The 22,531-nt window shown below is 39.4% G+C and carries 20 protein-coding genes and 1 pseudogene; 5 read left to right on the top strand and 16 right to left on the bottom strand.

What is annotated here, in order from left to right:
• Positions 1 to 351: 351 nt before the first annotated feature.
• A pseudogene (locus tag NPUN_RS11170) lies at positions 352 to 1,538 on the top strand (IS4 family transposase).
• 116 nt (positions 1,539 to 1,654) lie between these two features.
• Here NPUN_RS11170 and NPUN_RS11165 read toward each other — a convergent pair.
• A complete protein-coding gene (locus NPUN_RS11165; RefSeq protein ID WP_234710955.1) occupies positions 1,655 to 2,551 on the bottom strand; it encodes a transposase in 897 nt (298 codons plus the stop codon).
• Between NPUN_RS11165 and NPUN_RS11160 the strand changes: the two genes are divergently transcribed.
• Positions 2,519 to 3,163 carry a peroxiredoxin-like family protein gene (locus tag NPUN_RS11160; protein WP_041565330.1) on the top strand — a complete coding sequence of 215 codons (645 nt, stop codon included), beginning with the start codon at positions 2,519 to 2,521 and terminating at the stop codon, positions 3,161 to 3,163. The genes NPUN_RS11165 and NPUN_RS11160 overlap by 33 nt on opposite strands.
• Positions 3,164 to 3,545: 382 nt before the next feature.
• Entirely contained in the window at positions 3,546 to 4,037 is a 492-nt protein-coding gene (msrA, locus tag NPUN_RS11155; RefSeq protein ID WP_012408818.1) for a peptide-methionine (S)-S-oxide reductase MsrA, read from the top strand.
• A gap of 49 nt (positions 4,038 to 4,086) precedes the next feature.
• Here msrA (NPUN_RS11155) and msrA (NPUN_RS11150) read toward each other — a convergent pair whose 3' ends face one another.
• The 3 genes from msrA (NPUN_RS11150) to NPUN_RS11140 form a co-directional block, all read right to left on the bottom strand.
• A complete protein-coding gene (gene msrA / locus NPUN_RS11150) occupies positions 4,087 to 4,764 on the bottom strand; it encodes a peptide-methionine (S)-S-oxide reductase MsrA (protein WP_012408817.1) in 678 nt (225 codons plus the stop codon).
• Positions 4,765 to 4,886: 122 nt separating this feature from the next.
• Positions 4,887 to 5,903, bottom strand: a complete 1,017-nt coding sequence (egtD, locus tag NPUN_RS11145) for an L-histidine N(alpha)-methyltransferase (RefSeq protein WP_012408816.1) — start codon at positions 5,901 to 5,903, stop codon at positions 4,887 to 4,889.
• Between the two features lie 320 nt (positions 5,904 to 6,223).
• Positions 6,224 to 8,932 (bottom strand): MGH1-like glycoside hydrolase domain-containing protein, encoded by a 2,709-nt coding sequence (locus tag NPUN_RS11140; RefSeq protein WP_012408815.1) that lies wholly within the window; start codon positions 8,930 to 8,932, stop codon positions 6,224 to 6,226.
• A 300-nt stretch (positions 8,933 to 9,232) separates the two neighbouring features.
• Here NPUN_RS11140 and NPUN_RS11135 point away from each other — a divergent pair, with 300 nt between their 5' ends.
• Positions 9,233 to 10,288 carry a restriction endonuclease gene (locus tag NPUN_RS11135; protein WP_012408814.1) on the top strand — a complete coding sequence of 352 codons (1,056 nt, stop codon included), beginning with the start codon at positions 9,233 to 9,235 and terminating at the stop codon, positions 10,286 to 10,288.
• A gap of 103 nt (positions 10,289 to 10,391) precedes the next feature.
• Here NPUN_RS11135 and NPUN_RS11130 read toward each other — a convergent pair whose 3' ends face one another.
• The 7 genes from NPUN_RS11130 to NPUN_RS11100 form a co-directional block, all read right to left on the bottom strand.
• Positions 10,392 to 11,039: an MOSC domain-containing protein gene (locus NPUN_RS11130; RefSeq protein ID WP_012408813.1), complete on the bottom strand. Its 648-nt coding sequence runs from the start codon at positions 11,037 to 11,039 to the stop codon at positions 10,392 to 10,394.
• Between the two features lie 89 nt (positions 11,040 to 11,128).
• Positions 11,129 to 12,448 (bottom strand): 2Fe-2S iron-sulfur cluster-binding protein, encoded by a 1,320-nt coding sequence (locus tag NPUN_RS11125; RefSeq protein ID WP_012408812.1) that lies wholly within the window; start codon positions 12,446 to 12,448, stop codon positions 11,129 to 11,131.
• Between the two features lie 42 nt (positions 12,449 to 12,490).
• On the bottom strand, positions 12,491 to 12,982 hold the full coding sequence (locus NPUN_RS11120; RefSeq protein ID WP_012408811.1) for a cupin domain-containing protein: 492 nt from the start codon (positions 12,980 to 12,982) through the stop codon (positions 12,491 to 12,493).
• A gap of 32 nt (positions 12,983 to 13,014) precedes the next feature.
• Entirely contained in the window at positions 13,015 to 13,845 is an 831-nt protein-coding gene (locus NPUN_RS11115) for an MIP/aquaporin family protein (RefSeq protein ID WP_012408810.1), read from the bottom strand.
• A 399-nt stretch (positions 13,846 to 14,244) separates the two neighbouring features.
• Entirely contained in the window at positions 14,245 to 14,958 is a 714-nt protein-coding gene (locus NPUN_RS11110) for an NADPH-dependent FMN reductase (RefSeq protein WP_012408809.1), read from the bottom strand.
• Between the two features lie 12 nt (positions 14,959 to 14,970).
• Positions 14,971 to 15,768, bottom strand: a complete 798-nt coding sequence (locus NPUN_RS11105; RefSeq protein ID WP_012408808.1) for an SDR family NAD(P)-dependent oxidoreductase — start codon at positions 15,766 to 15,768, stop codon at positions 14,971 to 14,973.
• Positions 15,769 to 15,811: 43 nt separating this feature from the next.
• Positions 15,812 to 16,342 (bottom strand): DM13 domain-containing protein, encoded by a 531-nt coding sequence (locus NPUN_RS11100; protein ID WP_012408807.1) that lies wholly within the window; start codon positions 16,340 to 16,342, stop codon positions 15,812 to 15,814.
• A gap of 591 nt (positions 16,343 to 16,933) precedes the next feature.
• Between NPUN_RS11100 and NPUN_RS11095 the strand changes: the two genes are divergently transcribed.
• Positions 16,934 to 18,211, top strand: a complete 1,278-nt coding sequence (locus NPUN_RS11095; RefSeq protein ID WP_052304693.1) for an ATP-binding protein — start codon at positions 16,934 to 16,936, stop codon at positions 18,209 to 18,211.
• 95 nt (positions 18,212 to 18,306) lie between these two features.
• On the opposite strand, the gene NPUN_RS11090 is transcribed toward NPUN_RS11095, so the two are convergent.
• The 5 genes from NPUN_RS11090 to NPUN_RS41730 form a co-directional block, all read right to left on the bottom strand.
• Complete coding sequence (locus NPUN_RS11090) at positions 18,307 to 19,878, bottom strand: Na+/H+ antiporter (protein ID WP_012408805.1); 1,572 nt, start codon at positions 19,876 to 19,878, stop codon at positions 18,307 to 18,309.
• 163 nt (positions 19,879 to 20,041) lie between these two features.
• Complete coding sequence (locus tag NPUN_RS11085) at positions 20,042 to 20,560, bottom strand: HPP family protein (protein WP_012408804.1); 519 nt, start codon at positions 20,558 to 20,560, stop codon at positions 20,042 to 20,044.
• The gene (locus NPUN_RS11080; protein ID WP_012408803.1) at positions 20,557 to 21,483 is read right to left on the bottom strand and encodes a DUF389 domain-containing protein; all 927 of its coding nucleotides are present in this window, start codon (positions 21,481 to 21,483) and stop codon (positions 20,557 to 20,559) included. Before NPUN_RS11080 ends, NPUN_RS11085 begins: the two co-directional genes overlap by 4 nt.
• 377 nt (positions 21,484 to 21,860) lie before the next feature.
• Entirely contained in the window at positions 21,861 to 22,088 is a 228-nt protein-coding gene (locus NPUN_RS41735; RefSeq protein WP_167315605.1) for an ATP-binding protein, read from the bottom strand.
• A 10-nt stretch (positions 22,089 to 22,098) separates the two neighbouring features.
• Positions 22,099 to 22,485, bottom strand: a complete 387-nt coding sequence (locus NPUN_RS41730) for a sensor histidine kinase family protein (protein ID WP_234711076.1) — start codon at positions 22,483 to 22,485, stop codon at positions 22,099 to 22,101.
• Positions 22,486 to 22,531 lie beyond the last annotated feature (46 nt).

Here is a 22,531-nt window from a genome sequence, read left to right as displayed (position 1 = left end):
GCGCGAACGCTTCAGTTTCAAGCCGTTATTGTACGAACTACTAAGCGACGAAAACACTTGCGCCACTTGTGCTGAACGGATTATTCCCGGCTCATTGAACGGATGGCTTAACGTGTATAAAAACAACAAGAATAGTAGATGATAATCATGCCTTGGAACCTAAAGCAATTATCCCAGTAATGCAAATCCAAGGGTCTACTTTTCTTATTTCAGTAAATTTACTGCAACAGTATTTCTCTAGAAAGGCTGAAGGGGGGACAAGCACCCGAAAGCCTTTGTGCTGTATTAAGTTGAGCGAATTATGGTAAAAAAAGATAGGTCAGTATTGTCAATAAGACCTATCTGTTGAAAATATTACCTGAATTATACCAGAAGCATCTACAAAGTTTACTTTCACAGTCCGAATTAATATTTCTGACGCTGGTGATTAACGTAGTACAAAATATCAAAGATGTGAAACTAGAGAAAATATCAGAGTCGCGACCATTATTCATTCAATGCCAGTCGAGACGGAAGAAGTTACAAAGGTTTCTATCATTACCAATATTGAATATAGAAGAATTATGGTTTCCCATAATTGAACGATGGTTAGCTCAAACTTTCCTCGGAAATCACCGAATCTATTTAGCAATTGATAGGACGAATTGGAAAAGAAAAAATCTACTAATGATTAGTGTAATTTTTCAAAAAAGAGCTATACCGATATACTTTAAGCTTTTAGCAAAATTAGGTAGTAGTAACTTATCAGAACAAACTAAGGCATTATCAAAGATAATTCCCTTATTTAAAAACTATAAAACGGTAGTGTTAGGAGATAGAGAGTTTTGTTCAGTGAGCTTGGCGGAATGGCTTGATGAACAAGGGTTTGAGTTTTGTTTGAGACTCAAGAAAAATGAGAATATTGAGTTGAAAGCTCATTTATGGTGCGAAATAAAAGATTTAGGTTTAAAACCAGGAACATCTTTTTTTGTATCAGATGCAACGCTAACAAAAACTAAACAAGTGAAGGGATTTAATGTGGCTTGCAAATGGAAAAAGAATTACCGTCAAAACAAAGCCAAAGAAGGATGGTTTATTTTAACTAACATGAATAGTAAAATAACGGCGATTCCGGCATATCAAAAGCGCTTTGATATAGAAGAGATGTTTAGAGATTTTAAAAGTGGCGGTTACAATTTAGAGAAGACAAATGTGGAAGGTAAGCGGTTTATTGCTTTAGTTTTAATCATCTCATTAGCTTACACTATTGCTACATTACAAGGTCAGAATATTAAGAGTAAAGGAATTGCAAAATATGTGGCACGTCCCAAAGAATATGGACGTTCTCACAGAAGGCATAGTAACTTTTATATCGGTCTTTATGCACAGAACTGGGTTAATTTCATTGGTGATTGTTGGAGTTTAGTTCAAGATTTAATGCGATTAAGTCGTCATAAACTAGAGAATTATTTACAAGGGATGAGAGCTATGAAGCTTATACAGTCAGCTTTATAGGCTTCATGTCGCCCCTTCAGCTAGAAAGGTACATAAAAGTATAAGTTAACTTTCAGGAAAATTACGATGAATTTTACAGAGTCTATCAAAAATGAGCTAATAGAGTTGTCGGGAAATAAAAGATAAGTGAGGCAATGCTGGTCTTGTAATTGGGATTCTCTTAAGCAGCCATCAAGTAGAAGTTCCATAATCCTGCTGCGGTCAGCATCAAATGGTCATCAAAGTTTTCAATCCGATTACGATAAATGACACTGGCGGCGTTGTAGCGCTTCACACCAGCAAAGGCATTTTCGCAAACTACACGGGATTGACTCAATTGACGATTCTCCGTTTTTTGAAGGTCACTTAACTTGCCCCCTTTGGGCTTTTTGTGAGGAAGATGGAGATTGTCATACTGCTTCTGTAATCCCTGAAAGCCCGAGTCTACTTCAATCGGAATTTCATCAGGCACACTACCTGCAATGTCATCTTCGTCATGAAAACGTTTGTCATGCAGTTTGCCTTCTCGTGCTTTGCTTAAGATCAAGACCCGTTTGGTTTCATCAACTGCCGCCAAGTGTTTACGCGTATGACGTTTCTTTTTACCGGAGTAATTCTGTTGTTGTTGTTCTCTTTCTTGAGGTCGCGCAATTGGGCGTTCTGTCCCATCAATCATCACTCGTTGCACTCCTGGAAAGCGTGACAAAAATGCTTCAATGCTTTCGAGATGGCGTTCCGGCAGCGCCATCTTCTGTCCCAAAGCCGCTTCTAATATTGGCTGCAATCGATGCATCCACTCATGTGCCTGGGAGCGATGCATATCAAAGAGCAGTCCCGCCACATCGAAGGTCGGATAACATTTGAAATAGAAAAGGATGAAAAACAATTTGTCTTGGGCTGTAAGTAAGCGGGCTTTGCGTCCTCCACCCAGGCCACGTTGACGAGGCTTGGCCTGTTGAGTATCTAGGTACATCGTGGTAAACGTGGGCAAAAGGGCATCAAATGCTTTCCGGTTCAACCCAGTTAATGCCCTCAACAGTCGGTCTTGCTTCAGCGCACCTTCAATATTCAGCATCATTCTTCCCTACCACTGCTGTCTATTCTCTCTTATTTCCCGACAAGTCTAATTTCTTCAGGTATAATTGACCAAACTTTAAAGGTAGGAGATATTATTCCTAATTTCATTCTATCTAATGCTTTCAGCCAAGCAGTAGAATTACAAAAACTACTAGTTAGTGGGCCTGTGGTTATTTCCTTTTTTCGAGGTTCTTGGTGTCCTTTCTGTAAGTTGGAACTAACAGGACTCCAACAAGCATTACCTGCAATTAAAACATTAGGAGCATCAATAATTGCTATTTCACCTCAGACTACTCATTATACCATATCAACTGTAGAAAAACATGAACTAACTTATGAAGTATTGAGCGATCGCAGCAATATGATTGCTCGTCAATTTGGAATTGTGTTTCAAATCCCGGAGTATCTAAGACCTATATTAGAGTCAAAGGGTCATGTGTTACCTAGATACAATGGAGATGAGTCTTTTGAACTACCTATTCCAGCTACATTTGTAGTCGATCGAGACGGAAAAATCGTTTATGCTTTTGTTGATGCAGATTATACTAAACGGTTAGACCCAATTGAAATAGTGAGTATTCTAAGAAATATTCCTATAGTTAGCAAAAGCTAGTACCGCTTGGCGTAATTCGTAATTCGTAATACTTCTCTACGATACGCTACGTGTACTTGCTTCCACGAAGTGGTACGGCTACGCGGTTCCTGAGCGAAGTCGAAGGGCAGTACAAGTTCGTAATTCCGATACTGCAAGCCTTTCATTGATTTGGAATGGGTGTTTTATTTACGCCGTACTGTAGTAGTATATTAATTTTAGATTTAACTATTTTTTCCAATTCTTAGATAATATTCAGCTTTATATCATACTCGTATCAGGATAATCTGTAATTGTAATAATTAAAATAAATCAGGCAGGATTTAGAAAATATTTACTTATAAAGTATCTGTCTGATTTGATGAGTTTCATTTAAAATTATCACAAAATAGTTATCAAAAATATGCAAAACGCTAATCTACAAAAAGCGACATTTGGAGCAGGCTGTTTCTGGGGAGTTGAAGCAGCATTTCGTCAAGTAAAAGGAGTAACTTCTACAGCAGTTGGTTACAGTGGCGGACACCTTGATAATCCAACCTACGAAGATGTCTGTAGAGGCAAAACTGGACATGCTGAAGCAGTGGAAGTGGAATACAATCCAGCAATAGTATCTTACGATCAACTGCTAAATGTGTTTTGGAATAAGCACAATCCCACAGCATCAAACCACGAGGAGCTAAATGTTGGTTATCAATATCGGTCGGTGATATTTTTCCACACTCCAGAGCAGGAATTATTAGTAAGAGCCTCCAAGGAGCAGCTTGAAAATAGTTCTCGCTATCACAAAAATCCAATTGTGACGGAGATTTTACCTGCATCACAATTCTATAGAGCGGAAAAGTATCATCAGCAATATCTGGAGAAGCATGGACGAGCGTCTTACAGGATAGGCTAATCTTTCACTGGTTCAAGGGGATGTTAAAAGTCGAATGCTGTAAATCCCCTTACTTGCTATACATATCAGGGAACTTTGCTTGAAGTTTAGCCAGTTTCGGCAAGTCATTCACTACCACATAGCGATCGCTCGGATGATGCACTATATAATTCTGATGGTATGCCGCAGCCTGATAAAAACCTTTCAAAGGATCTAATTCTGTCACAATCGGCTTGTCGAAGACTCGCGATTTGTTGAGTTGAGCAATATATTCTTGTGCGGCCTGTTTCTGCTCATCGTTAGCAAAAAAGATCGCCGAACGATATTGCTTACCTGAGTCGGGCCCTTGTCGATTTAACTCTGTTGGGTTATGGGCTACCAAAAAGTAGACCTTGAGAAGCTGGTTATATGATATTTTTGATGGATCGTAGGTGATTTTCACTGATTCAGCATGATTAGTTAATCCAGCACTGACAAGTGTGTAGTCTGCGGTTCTTGCATCACCCCCAGAAAAGCCAGAAACAACATCAGAAACACCTAATAGATGCTCAAAAACCGCTTCCATTCCCCAGTAGCAGCCACCAGCGAAAACCGCTACTTGCTTTCCCTGCGGTGCAGCATTCGAGATATCAGTGGCGGGAGCAGAAAGCATCACACGAGATGCACCGTATAGGAGTACAAAAGTCAGCGAAATGATGGACAAGTTGCGTAATAACTGACGGGAGGGAGTAAAATTATGAATTGACATGAGGTTGTGAACTCCTTTATTTAATAGACGAAGAACCGAGTTTATTCAGCTATTTTGTCATTAGATAGCAATCTTCAAACCCAACTCGGCGATAAAAACTTTGGGCAGAAGTATTTTTCTGCTTATAGATATTCATGAGTTGTAATCTGACGTTGGCATAATATTAACCCAAACCAACCTTGAGGATCTGACCAGATTTGTAATGGCTGGAGTGCATGATTCTCTAAAACAGAAACTAAAGTTGGTAGATGAAATTTGCGGGATATTTCGGTACGAATTGTTTCCCCAGACTGGAGAGAAACCTGATAATCCAAAGCTTCTAGGACTGCTGTTTGATTTTTGAGACTTCGTAGATGCATTTCAATTTGGTGAGCTACTGGGTTGTAGAAAGCCCAATGTTCAAATTGGTTGACTTCAAAATTACCTTGAAAGCGTCGATTGAGATGGTGCAAAGTATTTAAATTAAAAGCTGCTGTTATAGATTGGGAATTATTATAAGCTGCCTCGATAATTTCTATTGGCTTTTGCAAATCCACCCCAAATAAAAAGAATTCTCCAGGTTTCAATGCTCGTTGAATTTGAGTGAGAAAGTCGTTACATTCTTGCTCATTTAAATTCCCTAGCGTACTCCCCAAAAAAATTAACATTCGATTCTCAAATTCAGCAGGTGGAAGCTGTGCTAGCGCTTGTTCGTAAGTTCCTGCTAAACCGCAAAGGTTTAATTTCGGGTACTGATGAAGCAAATCTAAAGCAGTAGTTTGAAGAATTCCGGCACTAACATCAATGGGGAAATATTGCAGTTCTTGTTGAAATTGACTGTATGCATCTAACAACAGGCGAGTTTTGCGAGAACTACCACTACCTAGTTCTATCAAGGTACATAAACCTGTCATTTGGGCGATTTCTAGGGCAGATGTTTCTAAAATTGCTTGCTCGGTGCGAGTTGGATAGTATTCTGGCAGTTCACAAATTTGCTCAAATAGTTCTGATCCTTGGTCATCGTATAAGTAACGGCATGGTAAGGTTTTAGGTTGATTGCTTAGTCCTTGAATAATATCTGTGTCTTCCTGAATTGATAGTTGAGACGAATGTAAATTAATCCAGCGAAAGCGAGAATGTTCTTTTTGTTGAATCCTCAATTTATTGCTCTCCTTGAGTTATTTTTGTATTGAGATATAGCGATTCCCATTCAAATGCAGTACAATGTTAAATTGCAAGGTATAGAGGCAATTCATGAATTGCCCCTACGGGTGTGCCTCACATCAATGAGAATCGCTATATAGAAAAGCTTGAGATACAGACTTATAGCCCAATACGGTTCATTTAAGGGCTACTGGTAACAATTTTGGGTTTTCGAGACGCGATAAATCGCCGTCTCTACAAGTATTTTGTTGCTCATTCTGAACGGTATTGACTTATAGCCCGATCTCCTGTTATGAAAGCAGTGATTTAGGCGGATTTATGCTATGGCGATCGCCTTTTTATCCTGCTCAATTTTTGGTTCCTGATGTTGTGCTTCATATTCACCAAATTGCTGAATAAGTTGAGCAACTAAACCTGTCCATCCAGTTTGATGACTGGCTCCAATTCCGGCTCCATTATCACCATGAAAATACTCATGGAATAAGATTAAATTCTGCCAGTACGGGTCATTTTGAAACTTCTGTATCCCACCATAAACAGGACGTTGACCAGAGGAATTTTGCAAGAAAATTCTAGTTAATCTTTGAGATAATTCACATGCAACTTGCCAAAGTGTCATCATCTTACCAGAGCCGGTAGGACATTCCACCTTGAAATCATCGCCCAGGTAATAATAGAATTTTTGCAAAGATTCAATTAGTAAGAAATTCACCGGAAACCAAATAGGGCCGCGCCAGTTAGAATTACCACCAAATAAACCACTGCTAGATTCAGCAGGTTCATAATCTACACGAAATTGTGAACCATTAACATCAAAAGTATAGGGATGTTCAGCATGAAATCTGGAAACTGCGCGAATACCATAAGGACTAAAAAACTCACTTTCATCCAGCATTTTTTGCAGAATACTTCTTAATTTATCCCGTGAAACAATTGCTAATAATCTTCTAGCACCAATTCCTTTTGTTTCCATACAAGCTACATTTTGCCGTAAGTCAGGACGGTTTTGGATAAACCATTCCAGCCGTTTCTTAAAGCCAGGAAGCATCTTTAAGGTTTCTGGTTCAATGCTTTCAATAGCAAATAGGGGGATTAATCCCACCATTGACCGGACTTTTAAGGTAATCTGCCGTTCATGTAAATGTAGCACATCGTAGTAAAATCCATCTGATTCATTCCACAAACTGGCTTCCATTTCGCCAATTTTATTCATCGCATCGGCTATGTAGAGAAAATGCTCAAAGAATTTGGTAGCAATGTCTTCATAAACAGGATTAGTCTTGGCTAATTCTAGAGCGATCGCTAACATATTTAAACAGTACATACCCATCCAACTAGTACCATCAGATTGGTCAATATGTCCACCTGTGGGAAGGGATGCACTGCGGTCAAATACGCCAATATTATCTAATCCTAAAAATCCTCCTTGAAAGACGTTATTCCCCTCAGCATCCTTTCGATTTACCCACCAGGTAAAATTGAGCATCAGCTTTTGAAAAACCCGTTCTAAAAACTGTCGGTCTGTTCGCCCATAAATCTTCTGTTCAATCTTATAAATGCGCCAAGTTGCCCAAGCATGAACAGGGGGATTAACATCACCAAATGCCCACTCATAAGCAGGGATTTGCCCATTAGGATGCATATACCATTCCCGTGTGAGAACATCCAATTGGTACTTTGCAAAATCTGGGTCAATCATTGCCAAAGGAATAGTATGGAATGCTAAATCCCAAGCCGCAAACCAAGGATATTCCCACTTATCAGGCATAGAAAGAATATCTTCATTGTAGAGATGGAACCATTCTTGATTTCTACCATTTTGCCGTTCTGCTGGGGGTGTTGGTGTGTTGCGATCGCCTTTCAACCAATCCTCTACAATATAGTGATAAAATTGCTTGCTCCACAGCATCCCAGCAAATGCTTGTCGTTGCACATTTCGCATATCTTCGCTGAGAGGATATGGAGTAATGCGTTGATAAAATTCCCCAGCTTCTTGTTGTCGATGACTAAAAATTGCCTCAAATTCATTACCAAATGGCTCAACTAAATTCGGTGCATTACTAAGCCGCAATTTAATAGTTTTAGTTTCACCTGCTCCAACTGTTAACACATAATCAGCAGATGCTTTTGTCCCAATTTTATCGGGATTTACTGCTGATTTTTGACCATTTATAATGTAGTCATTAATGCCATCTTTAACATAAGCCGAGGTATTGGGAGAACCAAATAATCGCTGATAATTTGTCTCGTTGTCTGTAAAGAGAACCTCTGTTGCTTCTTGACAATACAGCCACCTATTTCCTAAAGTTGGGTGAGATGCTTCGATGATATTGAAGCTACGATCTGATTTAATCTCTTTTAAAGTCGGTTTATCTGCATCTCCATTCCAACACCAAGTATTGCGAAACCAGAGGGTAGGTAACAGGTGCAATGTCCTAGCTTCTGTACCTTGGTTGACTACTTTAATTTGGATGAGAATATCTTCAGCAGAATGCTTGGCATATTCCACAAAAACATCAAAATAGCGATTGTCATCAAATACACCTGTATCTAGTAGTTCAAATTCTGATTCTTGACGATTTCGGCGTTGATTTTCTACAACTAATTGGGAGTAGGGAAAGGCTGCATGAGGATATTTATACAGCGCTTTCATATATGAATGTGTGGGGGTGCTGTCTAAATAAAAGTAATATTCCTTAACGTCTTCACCGTGATTACCTTCACTACCAGTTAGACCAAAAATTCTCTCTTTGAGAATAGAATCTTCACCATTCCAAAGAGCGATCGCAAAACAAAGCCGTTGATGATTATCAGAAATACCAAAAATTCCATCTTCACCCCAACGGTAGGCGCGAGAACGGGCTTGATCGTGGGTGAAATAGTCCCAGGCTGTACCGTTGGGGCTGTAGTCTTCGCGTACTGTTCCCCATTGGCGATCGCTTAAATATGGCCCCCATCTGCGCCAATGGGCTATCTGATTTTGGGCTTCTGCTAATCTGATTTCTTCTTGGGTTGGAGTTGTCATCATCTCACCCTCTGCATATCTGCACTTTATTTTAATTAATTTGCTATATTGAGTATCACGTTTTTATCAAAGATGGGGCTGATATTTTGATTAAAATTTGCTAGGTGAATTGATAAATAAAAATCTAGGATAAACTCAGGAAAAATTTATATTAAGTTTTATTAGTAATCTAAACTGTTTTACTTTGATAAGAGTGTACTTGTAATGAATATTATCTATGAGATACTGTCTACATAGATAAGCATCACTTATCATAGTTACATATATCAAAGCCTCTAATTGTTTTGTCCTGAGTAAAGTATGGTAAAGTTTTCATCACACATCGATCAAGAAAAACATAAATACGTAGAAATAACTGCTTCGTTTGCTGTTGATCCAGAAATTTCTGATCAGTTTGATTTAATGCTTGGCTTTCATCCCTATGAGAAACGTATTCTTGATGAGGATGAAGATAATATTCCCATAGAAGTACTACGTTTTCTGCGAAGAAGTGATTTACTGAACTTAGAAAATCCCTGTAACCGTGAAAAAATGGCACTTTTGTGGCTTAAGCTTTTTCCAGAGATTAATTCTATGATTAAGCTTAAATATGATGATATGTTGCATAATCTATGGCAGAAATGTTTAGAAAATACTCAAATTTTGCAACTAGCTTATGCGTTTTATCCTTCTAACTTATACTCAGAAAATGGAACAGAAAATTATCGAATAAATCATTGGACTCGTGACACAGCAGCAAATATACAGCAAGAGATAACGGAATCATCCAATGCTGATTCAAGAACACTGGGAAAGCTCCTTTGGACTTTGCCTTTTAATGCTGACTGCCAACTAGGGAAATTGGTTGAAGAAAAAGCTGGTTTATCAAAACAACTGAAAAAAAGAGTTGGTATCACGAAGCTTTCTCCTGGTTTATTATGCAATTATTTTTTACGTAGAAACATATTAATGGAAAACTTACTTGATCCCCATCAATTTGAAGACTTTATATCTGCAATTTTTGTTGAAGAAGGTTGGACTGTTGAGAGGATGAAAAAAACTCGTGATGGAGGTAAAGATATTATTGCAAGGCAAGAGATAGACGGTGTTCCCACAGTTGCTTATGTTCAAGTTAAAAGACAGCTTAATCCAGTTGGAGAGCCAAAGGTTAAGGAGTTTGTTGCAACTTTAGCAGGAGACAAAATTGATAAAGGCTTTTTCGTAACTACGTCATATTTTACAGAACCAGCTAAAAGATGGTTGAAGGATAAAGGTGCTTCACTTGCCACAATAGAAACGATTGATAGACAAAGTTTAGAAACTAAAATGCAACGCATAGCCAATCGAGAGATTGCTGCATATTTAATGCAGAGTTAAATGCAGTAGCGAAGTAGTATAACCGAACTAAATGAGAGTGAAACGCAAGTAATAATTTTTTTGAAGTAGAGCGTTTTATTACTAATTATAACATTAATGAAATTCATCTTTTAAACTTTTCAATTTGCTGCTGAAAGTAATCTCGCCAATCTGTAGGTAAAGCCTCAACTTGTACGGCGCGGTGTAAGAGTTCTAAGTCGTGTGTTTCCCGTGCATAAAGTCGGGTAATATCAGCAACAGTGACATTATTTGAGTCTCGACTGATTAACGACAAAGTATCACCATTTCCGACTTGACCCTCTTGCAGCACCGAAGAGTAGAACCCCGTTAGGCGGCTATCTAAAAACTGTTTAACTATATCAGCCCGTCCAAACTTGACTCCCAGTTTATAACAAGGCATTCGAGGTTGAGTCACCATTACCTCTGCGCTACCAATCCGAAAGCGATCGCCAATATTAACCTCATCCTCTAACAGCCCAACTGTAGTAAGGTTTTCACCAAACATTCCCCAAGGCAAATCCATGTCAGGTAACTTGCGCCGCCAATAGTCGTAATGCTCGAATGGATAAGCATAAACTGCCTTGTCTTTCCCCCCGTGGACACTCAAATCAGCTTGTCTATCTCCATCTAAGTTGAGCGATCGCATCATCACTCGTCCCTCAACTGGTTCTTTAAAAATCCCAGTTGTAACTGTTTTGCCCTTCCAAAGCACTTCACGGGGAAGTCCTACGTTGACTGAGATAACTTGCACAATTTCATATCTCCTCTAATAAAATTTTGTACCGATATTAAGCCTGATAGATAATATGCTTGATATTACTTGATTATTAGAGGAATTTATTAAATATCCAACACCAATTTTGACGTTCCAGGTTGAGAAATACAAATCAACACCGAACCCTGATCAGTTGTTGCAGTTGGTTCTTCTTGGTAAGCAACTACACCTTCGCGGATTTTACACATACAAGTACCGCAAACACCTACACGACAACTAAAAGGTGGATTAATATCATTGGCTTCGGCAAATTCTAGGATAGTGCCATCACTAGGTTGCCATGTCAAAGTTTTGCCAGATTTGGCAAAGACAATTTCTGCAAATTTATCATCTCCAGTTACCGTTTGAGTTTGTTTCTCAGACACACTTTTCATCGGTTTACCGAAAGATTCAAAGAATACTCTACTGTCAGGTACTCCCGATTCTTTTAATCCTTGCATTATGGACTGCATAAAAGATGGAGAACCACACAGAAAATACTCAGCTTCTTGTCGTACTAACTCTTGAATCAGAGCAGCATCAACATAACCAACACTGTGGTATTTACCTCTATCTTCAGGTGTAGGACGACTATAGCGAAAATGCACATTCAGATTATGATTTTGTCGAGAAATTTCCCTCACTTCATCCCGAAAAGCATGGAATTTACCGTCTCTAGCACCATGTACAAACCAAATAGGACGAGTAGGATTAAGAAGACTACAAGCTTTCGCCATACTAATCATTGGCGTAATCCCCACCCCATTGCTAATCAACACTGCGGGGATAGATTTCTGCACATCTAAAACAAATTTACCGTTTGGTGGTTTTGCTAAAATTACTGAACCTTCTTGAATGCGATCGTGCATAAAATTAGATGCTATACCAGGCATAACATCTAATCCGTTCGGTGCAGGTTCCCGCTTAATTGAGAGGCGATAGTATTCACAGTTTTCAGGATAATCTGAAAGCGAGTAAGTACGAATTACAGGCTTATCCTGTCCAGGTATATCAAGTTTGATGGTTAAAAATTGACCTGGTTGAAAGTTGGTAATTTCCCCTTTATCTTCAGGTTGTAAATAGAAAGAGGTAATTTCTTCGCTCTCTTTCACCTTACGAACAACAACAAAATTTCGCCAATCTTGCCAAACATGACTATCTAATGTTTTGAGGTCTGGAGTAGATTTGTTTCCACTTGCTTTGTTTGTATAAACTAAGCCAAATACTGCACCACTAGCTGTTCCAAACAGCGAGGAATAGACACCAAATTGATAGGCAGATTTAGCTTTGGCATTGCTTACTCCAATTACAACAGCAGCAGATAAGGTAATTACTGAACTAACTGTAGCTGCTGCGGCTATACTTCTGACTAATGGATTCTTAATTCTTCCCAGACTTTCTAGCATCGTTGTTTCCTGTCTAATACTTTTAGTGATGTTGGACTATATCTACGAAGATTCAGCAGGTGGAGGAATAATTTCAAGACCATACCTCGGAGCCGCAGCCAAAACTTTTTCGATGTCTGTGGGACTGACAGTAGGTGATGAAATCCTCTCTGAAACTGGCACACCCACTTCTATGAAAAACTTCTCTAACCCTGCCGGCGTTACCCAGCACAACAATTTTACTGGCTCTAAACTGATGTTTGTAAACCTGTGAAGTTGACCTTTAGGAGAATGAAGAAAGGTTCCAGGAGTTGCTAAAACTATTTGCTCATTAAGCTGAAATTCTAATTCTCCCTCTTGAATATAAAAAGCTTCATCTTCGTGACTATGTATATGGGGAGGTGTACCACTTTGTGGTTGAACGGTAATTTCAAATAGAGCGTAGGCTTGACTAGTATTTTCACCTACTGCCTTGAAAGTGTACAAATCCCCAAGCACCCAATAAGAAGAACCTTGTCCTGGTTGCTGTAATATTCCTTGGAGATTAACTGTCATGGTGATTTCCTCCTTATCATTTACTGTATTGACTAGGGATTAGGTAACTTGTCGCTTAACAACCATCTTTTATCTACTTCTGGGTGACGATAACCACAGCGAAAGATACAACGTTTGTTGTTGTGGTGATGGAGTTTAGCGCATCTTACAGCCCTTTTTCCTTTCAGCCTGATATAAAGTTCGGCTGCTAAGAGCATCCCTAAGAGTGGTGCAGTGAAATAAACCCAGATGGCTGTCCAATTGTGAGATGGAATTGCCGATGCTAGGGTACGGGCTGGGTTCATGCTCGTACCTGACAATGGTGCTTCTACCGTGATGTAAGTTGCAATCATTACTCCTGCAAATATGCCTGTAAATGGTGCTAGTTTGGGGGTATTGGATGCAAACAAAATCATCAGCATTACTCCAAAAGAAATCACTAGTTCAGCCAAAAATGCCACACCTGCACCACCCGCACCAGGAATTGTGACAATATAATTTATAGATGGATTGGTAACTGCATCTCTAAACACCACAACAGCAAACAGCAATCCTAGTAATCCACCTATAAAGTGAGCCAGGATGTAAAAAATAACATCCCACGGTTGAATTTTGCCAAGACGAAAGAAAGTGAAGGTGACAACCGGATTGAGATGTGCGCCTGATTGTTTACCCCAAGGAGAATAAATAATACAAATAGCGATTAATCCCATCGCCACGCCAATGATAAACCGTCGTAAAAGTGGGTCAGAAATTGCTTGTGGAATTGGTGAAGCTGGATGTTCTAACAAGGTAGTCACCACCACAGCAGAAATTAGAAATATCCCCAGTCCCGCAGCTTCCATCAAGTATTCTGGATAATGTTTCCGTAGTGTCTGCATCATAATAATTCGTAATTCGTAATTCGTAATTCGTAATTACTATTGCTCTTGATAGTTCCAAGGTAGTAGGGTGCGTTATGGATATTAGTCCTAACGCACTGAAAATCTCGGATTGTGCATAATAAATCTCCAGAAATGGGGTATTGGCTCTGAATACACAAGGCTTTTACATTCATTTTCGGAGATGTCTATAAGAGAGTGGCATAATTACAAAATTTTATTGATTTTCCCTATTTTCAAGGGCGCTATAACACCGATTTAGTATTTAGAGTTATGACGAAAAAGCTCGGTTTATTTGGGTTGTAACAACGAAAATTTGGTTTTAAAAGGCGTAAAAATTGGATATCTCAGTCTCGTTTTTTATTACTGAATCGGTGTTCTAGAGTCAAGCAAAATTGGAACTTAAGTAACTGGGGTAGCTTTCACCTCACCAGTCTGGGCATTACGACTTACTTGCAGGACGGTATCCATTGCATCTGCACCCATCCGCGCAGCTATTTCCGGGCAGGGTTTACTGGCATGGGTGTTAACTTGGATACTATCTTTCTTCTCCAGGCTGACTTCTTGTCGCCCATATTTCAGGACAGTTGACATCCAAACTAACTCGTCCATAAACTTTTCCATGCGGCGAATGTAGGTTGGTTTGTCAATCAAATTACCCGACTCATCAAATAGTTTTTGAACGTTGCTAAAGTTGAGGTCATAGAAAATAGTCATTAGCCCCAACTCCCGCATCACAGGTAAGAGGTTTTGGATTACCCTTGTACCACCAAAGGGGCCTGCGGAAACGCCGCACAGTCCAACGGCTTTATGAATGTATTCTTTAAGGCAGGTGTCAAGTATGTGTTTGAGTAAACCCGGATAACCGTGGTTATATTCTGGTACAACGATAATTAATCCATCTGCCCGTTCCATAGTTGCAGAAAATTGAGGGTCTTTGAGTGGTTCACCTGCATTATCATTAGCGATCGCTATATTTCTAATATCGATCAATTCAGTTTCTAGGCGATCGCGTGCTGCAACCTGCTCAACGATAAATTTAGCAACGTGTTCACTCTGGCGACCTTGACGAGAAGTACCAAGGATAACTGGAATAAATAAGGATGAATCTGACATAGTTTTTCCTCCCTACTGTTCTTGATAATTCCAAAGTAGTCCACCATCTACAAAGAAAGTGCTACCTGTAATGTAGTCAGCATCATCAGAAGCCAGAAACGCCACTAAAGAAGCAACATCTTGCGGTTGACCCAAGCGACCAAGTGGAATATTTTTTAATAGCGCACCCAACTTTTCTGGGTCATTCAACAGCTTAGTATTAATCGGAGTTTCTATTGCTCCTGGCGCAACATTATTAATCGTGATTCCCAAAGCACCCAACTCAACAGCTAAGTTACGAGCAAGCATTTTCATTCCGCCTTTGCTAGCACAGTAAGCTGTGAAATTGGGAAATGGTAGTTCTTCATGCACCGAACTAATATTAATAATTTTTCCCGTTCTTTTAGTTTCAATCAGGTGTTGTACAAAAGCTTGAGTGGCAAAGAAAACACCTTTTAAATTGACATTCATTACAGCGTCGTAATCTGCTTCTGTGACATCCCAAAATGGTGCGTGTTTTTCAATGCCAGCATTATTTACCAAAATATCTAGCTTGCCGAAATGGTTAATACTTTCTGCAATCAGTTGGCGTACTTCATCGACACTGCCCAAATCTGCCTGAACTGTATAACCATGAGATTTTGGACACTGAGCTATGTGACAATTACCACCAATCGCCTCCACCTTTGCTAAAGTATCCTCTGCTCCTTCTGGGTGAGAACGATAGTTAATTACCACATTTGCCCCTGCTTGAGCTAGACCGAGAACAATTCCCTGTCCAATTCCTTGACTGCTCCCAGTTACTAGGGCAACTTTTCCTTCTAGTTTCATAAACTTTCTCCTAGTGATTGATTTTTCAGTTGTTGGTTAATATTTACTGACTCAAACTAGCAGCGCCAAAAGTAGCATTAAACTTGCGACACCAGATAGCGGCAGATTTATAGTCTGCTAAATTGATATTTTGAGGAATAGAATATGTTTGAGCGCCACTATATTTTTGTAACGGAGCTATGATAAAATAATCTCCGTTTTTTAAAGGATACGATGGTGGCTTAGTTGAATTAATCACGTTATCTGAACGATGCAAAATTACTACTAAATCTGGCCCTGATTCAGAAGTCTTAAATGACTCATCAAGCTCTAGAAATGATTTGCCGTCTTTAGTGGTAATATTAACTTTCCCTTGAGTTTTTTGTTCTCCAGAAACAAATGTGCCTGACTTAATAGCAGTTGAATCTGGAGATTGTGCTGAGTTGGCTAACGGTTTCGCCTGAGTTGAAGACACGGGAACAGAGGCATTCACAGCTATAGGACTTTCATTAGCCTGGTTCTTTGAGACTTCGGGGACGCAGCCAACCATGACAAGAGAAGACAAGCCCAGTATTAATAAATGTCTTAATTTCATAATTTCAATTCCTCAATGCTTCAATCAGCAATATAGCTGTTAGCTTGAACTTTAAACTGATTATTGCTTAAATAATTTATCTAATAATTATGAATAGATAAGGATTGATATCTAAAAAACTGATATTTCCCTTAGAAACTTCTTACAGATTTCTCAGCAAAATTTAAATTTTTATCTTACAAGTAATTAAATGTAAAAAAATATACGTCACTTTGTCAGATATGATTTTTCAAATCTATAGCCAGCCAGATATAGAGCAAAACTTCTGTATAGGCACAAGACCTTGTGTCCCTTCTGACTTTTACTATAACTATGTCATTGTGAATAAAGCAGACTAAAGTCAAGTTATCTTAAGGCTATAGGATTGTTTCGCTTCACTGACCATAACCAACCTGATTTTCGCTTGCTATTTGTTATAAAAATTTACATTTATTTAAGTAAAAATTCATACTTTTTCTGCATAAATAGCACATTTATCTAGTAAAATTTCCCCATCAAAATTATTAGGATGTGCAGAGTTAATACCTGGAAAATCCAATATTTAATATTTGATTTTTTAACTTATTTTGCTAAACCATGCAACAAGCATCCATGAGCAAAGCCGATGATGAAGAAATGTTGTTGCAACAGCCTTGGCAGCGCGAACGGCAGATAATAGCACGTTTATCCTCTTTGAACTATCGCACTGGTGAAATAGGTAGCTATTTACACAACATTGCCTGTGGAGTCAGCGAACTGATTGCAGTTGATTGGACGGTTGTTACCTTTTGCCAAGAGGGGTTTGAAACTATTCTAGCGAGTAGTCTGGAAATGTCCGAAGATACACCTCGTGTTTATGCACTGCATGGTAGATTGATTGCCACAGTTTTGCAAATTGGGCGCACATTAGCTGTTGAGGATGCTGTGGCTAATCCAGAATATGGTAAACCTGCGCCAGGTTATCGAGCATATTTAGGGATACCTTTGCAAACTACTGAAGGTCAAGTCTTCGGTACTGTTTGCTCTTTTCATCGGCAAGCGAGGGAATTTACAAAAGAAGAAATCCAAATTGTGGAATTGTTCGCTGAACGTGCTGCTACTGCCATCGATCATTACCATCTTTACCAGCAGCAGTGCCAATTTAATCATATCCTGGAGACTGAGGTAGAAAAACGCACCGCAGAACTACAAGCAGCCCAAGCCAAACTTTTAGAACAGGAACGGCTGGCAGCTATTGGTGAATTTGCGGCGATGATTGTGCATGAAATTCGCAATCCCCTGACCACAATGATTATGGGATTGAAGTATTTTAAGAAAACTGTTCTGACTGAAGCGGCTTTTGAACGATTATCGCTGGCACTTAGTGAGGCTAGTCGGCTAGAAAATCTGCTGAGTGAAATTTTGCTTTATGCCAAACCCCAGGTATTGCAACTGTGTGAATTGGATGTGAATGAATTTATTTGTGAATTACTGATGCCAATATGCGAGATGCCAGAAGCACTCTCACGGCAAATCGAATTTATCCCAGCGTTACCTTCAGTCAAAATCTTAGGAGATAAAGATAAGCTAAAACAAGTGTTTATTAATATTGTCCGCAATGCTTGTGAGGCAGTCTCAGCCGGAGATGCGATTAAATGGGAAGTGGATAGTTCGTCTTTTGATAAAATCTGCATTAATGTCTGCAATGGTGGTGAGCCAATTCCTTCAGAGGTTTTGTCAAAGCTAACGCAGCCGTTCTTTTCCACAAAACCAAGCGGTACTGGGTTGGGGCTTGCCATTAGCAAACGTATCGTCAATGCTCATGGTGGAGAATTATCTATTGAATCTGACACCATGACAGGTACTAAAGTAAGCGTTCAATTACCTGTAGTTGGTCTTGGGAGCCTTTAAACGGATAGCATTTTTGACGGCTGGAGCAAATGAAGACAGAACCTAAAAAGTTTACAATTTTGTCAAGTTGCGATCGCTTACTATGAGACATACACTTATTCCTTTCCATCTGTGACATCATGGGTTGTTTGCAAAAAAGGTGACAGTTCTTTATTTAACTTACCTGCGCGGACAAACTCAGCGTATGTATCAGCTTCAATTGCCAGCAATTCCCCTCGCAGCTCTTCGGTTGTAAATTCTTGCAAATTCGGGTATTCATCAAGTAACTTGTCAATTTCTTCTTGCAAAAAGGTAATTTCTCCTGAAAGCAGCGTCTTCTGGTAATGATAAAACTCTGGCTGAATGCCGGGACGCTTTTGTGTTGTTTCTAAATATTCCAGCGCCCGTTGGAGAGCGACTTGACGGGCAATTGCTTCGGTGTATTTTTGATGTAGCGGTTGCGAACCTAAAAGTTGGAGTTTCTCTAATAATGGTTGAGTAGTTAAGCCTTGTACTAACAGTGTAAATAAAACTACTCCAAATACTGTAGCAATAATTTCTTCCCTTTGCGGGAGTATGGCTGGTACACTCAAGGCCAGGGCAATGGAAACAGAGCCGCGCAGCCCACCCCACGTCAATACAGTTTGTTCAGATAAAGGAATGTTGGATTTAGCTAACCAGTTGCTGAGACTACTTAAAGCATAAATAGATACTGCCCGTCCTACAACCATAGCTGCGATCGTCACTGCAATAGTTTTTAGGTTATCTCCTAAGACAGCAAAGCGAATTTGATCGCCAATTAAGAGAAATACAATCGAATTCACAAAAAAAGCTAGAAATTCCCAAAATTCAGTTACAATAAACCGCGTGCGCGGGTTCATGCCAATGCGTGAGCCAAAGTTGCCTAAAATTAAAGCTGTGGTGACAACTCCAATCACTCCAGAACCACCCAAATATTCTGTAATTAGGTAAGTGCTGTAGGCAGAAACCAGGGTAAGGGATTGTTCTACTAATGGTAAGTCGAAACGTTGGGTTAGATAGGAAATACCAAACCCAATTAGTCCTCCAACGCTGATACCAATGCCTACTACTTGAAAAAATTCTAATAAAGCAGACTGTAAATCAAGTTTGGCATTACCTAACGGCAGAGCAACTAATAAGCCAAAAGCCACAACGGCCATGCCATCATTAAATAAACTTTCTCCTTCCATCAGCGTTCTTAAACGTTTGCTTGCTCCTAGTTCCCGAAATAGAGCCGTTACCGAAACTGGATCGGTTGCTGATAGACTAGCTCCAACTAATAGAGCAATGCTAAGTTCAAGTCCAGCGAATTGATGAAGACCGATTGCTACTCCGGCAATAGAAATTATTACCCCTACTACTGCATACAAACAAATAGGGAACAAATCCCGCTTTAAGTCTGACCATTTCAAATTCCAAGCAGCTTCAAACAGCAGGGGTGGTAAGAAAATCATCAGAATCAATTCAGGAGAGAGATTAACCAATCGTACATTGACGAATGCTAACCCTAATCCCACTATGACTAGTAAGAGTGTATAAGGAATGCGGCGCAACCAACTAAAAATTTGTGGTAGTGTTGCTACACCCAATGAGACAGATAATACTAGTAGAAATTGCTTGAGTTGTTCTGCAATTACAACTTCGCTCGTGGTAGAATCTAATGCCATAATTTTCCTAAAACAATTCAGTGTTTTTAGAATAGTAGGATCAGTTCATATTTTATGATTTATGGTCAGAATTATCACAACTTAATATAAGAATTATTTACTAGTTGAAAACATAAAAAATTATTTTACTATTTTTGGCTCATGTTTTTGAACTTGTGTCACATCAATCGCGACTGTAATGTGTCAGTAGCCACAAAGCACACCGTTCCAACAAAACCAGTGTGGCAATAATGCCGACTGCCAAACCAAATAAAACTAAATTGTTTTCATTACCCGCCTTGAGAGCAAAACTCAACGAAGTGGCGACTGCGGGAGGATGAACGACATCTAACAATATCATTAGAACAATTGTCAAAATCATTGCACTTCCAGCCGATAAATACCCAGGCCCCAAAACCAAGTAGGTGAATAAGCCAATGGCCGCTGCCAACATTTGAGAGATGATAAGTGTCCGCACTGTATTAGTGCCGTGTTGCGGGTCTAAGTAAATTAGGAAGGCACTAGAAGCAAGAGAGGCGAATAAAAGTCGCTGACGACTAAGTACCTCAACCAGAGCTAGCACCGTTAGGATCGTCAGCGTTGGCATTGAAGCTAGAGCAAATTCACCCTTTAAACTTAATCTGCGTCTTTTACGGCTGTTTCCTGGTTTTATAGATTCTAATTCTCTAGGTTCGTTATTCATTCCTCCTTTTCTTCCTTGTCTATTAGACTTTTGTTAGGAGAATCTGGTTTTTCTCGTCTGACTTCTTTTACCTGACTAACTTCAAAAATCAGGGAAAAACGTTGCCCAATTTCTTTTTCAAGAAACGATTCTAAAAGGCTTACTTGCTTTGATGTTACAGGTGATTGTGCGCTAACGCTCAAGCGAACTTGAGGCGGATTACTCAGCCAATTAGTATCAGTTTTCAGTAGTTCCAAACGTTGAAAAGTTACAGTTCGGTTCAGGAGTGCCTTTCTCAAATGGGTTTCGAGTTCTGCTTGTCTAACTAATCGAGTAAAGCTCACAGTTAAAGGTATTAGTAAAGCACCTGTTAAAGCCAATGCCCATAGCAGCGCTTTTCGTGCGCGATCGACTGGAGAATAGCCGGTGAATAAAAATGTCAGCATACAAGCAAGGCTAATACCCAAAAGGTTAGTTAGATAGAGCAAAGTTGCTCCTAAGCTGAGTGACAAGTTAAATTTTGCTAGACCTAAACCGATGACGCAAATTGGGGGCATAAGGGCAACAGCTATTGCTGTCCCTGCCACACTAGCAGAAATTTTTGAATTGACTTTAGCGTAGCCACTGATACAACCTGCTGCAACTGCAATACCCAAATCAAGCAGGTTAGGTTTGGAGCGAGATAGCACTTCACTGCCGAAACTAGGTAGATTAACGATCCAACCTATACTGCAAGAAATTAAAAGTGCTAGTAATGTGCCTAAGAATACTGCTATTACGCCTTTACGAAATAAGTTGATATTTCCAATTAATGCACCAAAGGCTAAACCTCGAATTGGCAACATCAGAGGTGCGATAATCATTGCGCCGATAATTACAGCAGTGCTATTGGCAAGTAGACCAAATGTAGCGATCTCCTTCGGAGGAGCTTCGCTAACGCACATGAGCCAATAATCAAAATCAAATATGTTGCGTCGAGACTAGACTCCTCCAATAACTCATGTACCAACTGTTTTAGTTGTGATGGTTCAACCCTTTTGCGCTTAAAACCCCTAAAGCGATTGCGAATATTATTTATCAAAACTCCTCCAAATCAAATGATTTTAGATTCTGGATTTTAAACAAAAGCTTTAAGTAAGTCGGTGTAATTAAAGCTAACTGGCGGTGACTGTCATTAGTCATTAGTCCTTTGTCCTTGGTAAGAGTTTTAAGCATATTTATGTTTCGTAATATAATTTGGTTTATTCCCACCAACTTACCTAGCATAGAATATCGTTATCAAGATAAATAATGCACTAGATAGCAACATTTTTTCCAGAAATCACGATGAAAAAGGAAGTTGAACTGTAAATGTACTACCAAGCCCAGGTTGACTTTGAACGTGAATATTGCCTTTATGCGCTCTGGCGATCGCGATTGCGATGGCTAATCCTAAACCCGAACCGCCAGAGGTACGAAAGCGGTCGCGATCTACTCGGTAGAAGCGATCAAAAATTCGCTGTTGATGTTCAACAGCAATACCAATTCCTATATCTTCAACTTTAATCATGGCGTAAAGCTCACTCTTTTCTAAAAAAAACCGTGACTTTTCCACCGCTAGATGTAGCTTGAATTGCATTGGCAATTAAGTTGGAAATTAAGCGATAAAGCTGTTCTTCATTTCCCATCACATACAGTTTTTCTGAGACTTGCACCTGTTTAGAGAGATTTACTTTAGTTTCTACAGCCAAAAATGCTAATTCCTCAATTAAGTCGCTAATTAAATCATTCAAACAGCAAGACTGATATTCTCCTGTTAGTTGTTTTTGATCTATCCTCGTTAATAACAGCAAATCTCCTACTAATTGTGATAGTCGCCGATTTTGGCGTTTGAGTACATCTAAAATTCCACCATTGGATTTTGGTTCTTGCTGTAACTTGATAGCAGCTTCAATAGTAGAGTACATTGCTGCTAAAGGTGTGCGAAACTTATGGGCAGCATCAGCAGTAAAT

The organism is Nostoc punctiforme PCC 73102, assembly GCF_000020025.1.
GTDB classification, from domain to species: domain Bacteria; phylum Cyanobacteriota; class Cyanobacteriia; order Cyanobacteriales; family Nostocaceae; genus Nostoc; species Nostoc punctiforme.
Note: the sequence above shows the minus strand (reverse complement) of the source record. Positions and strands in the feature narration are given on the sequence as shown.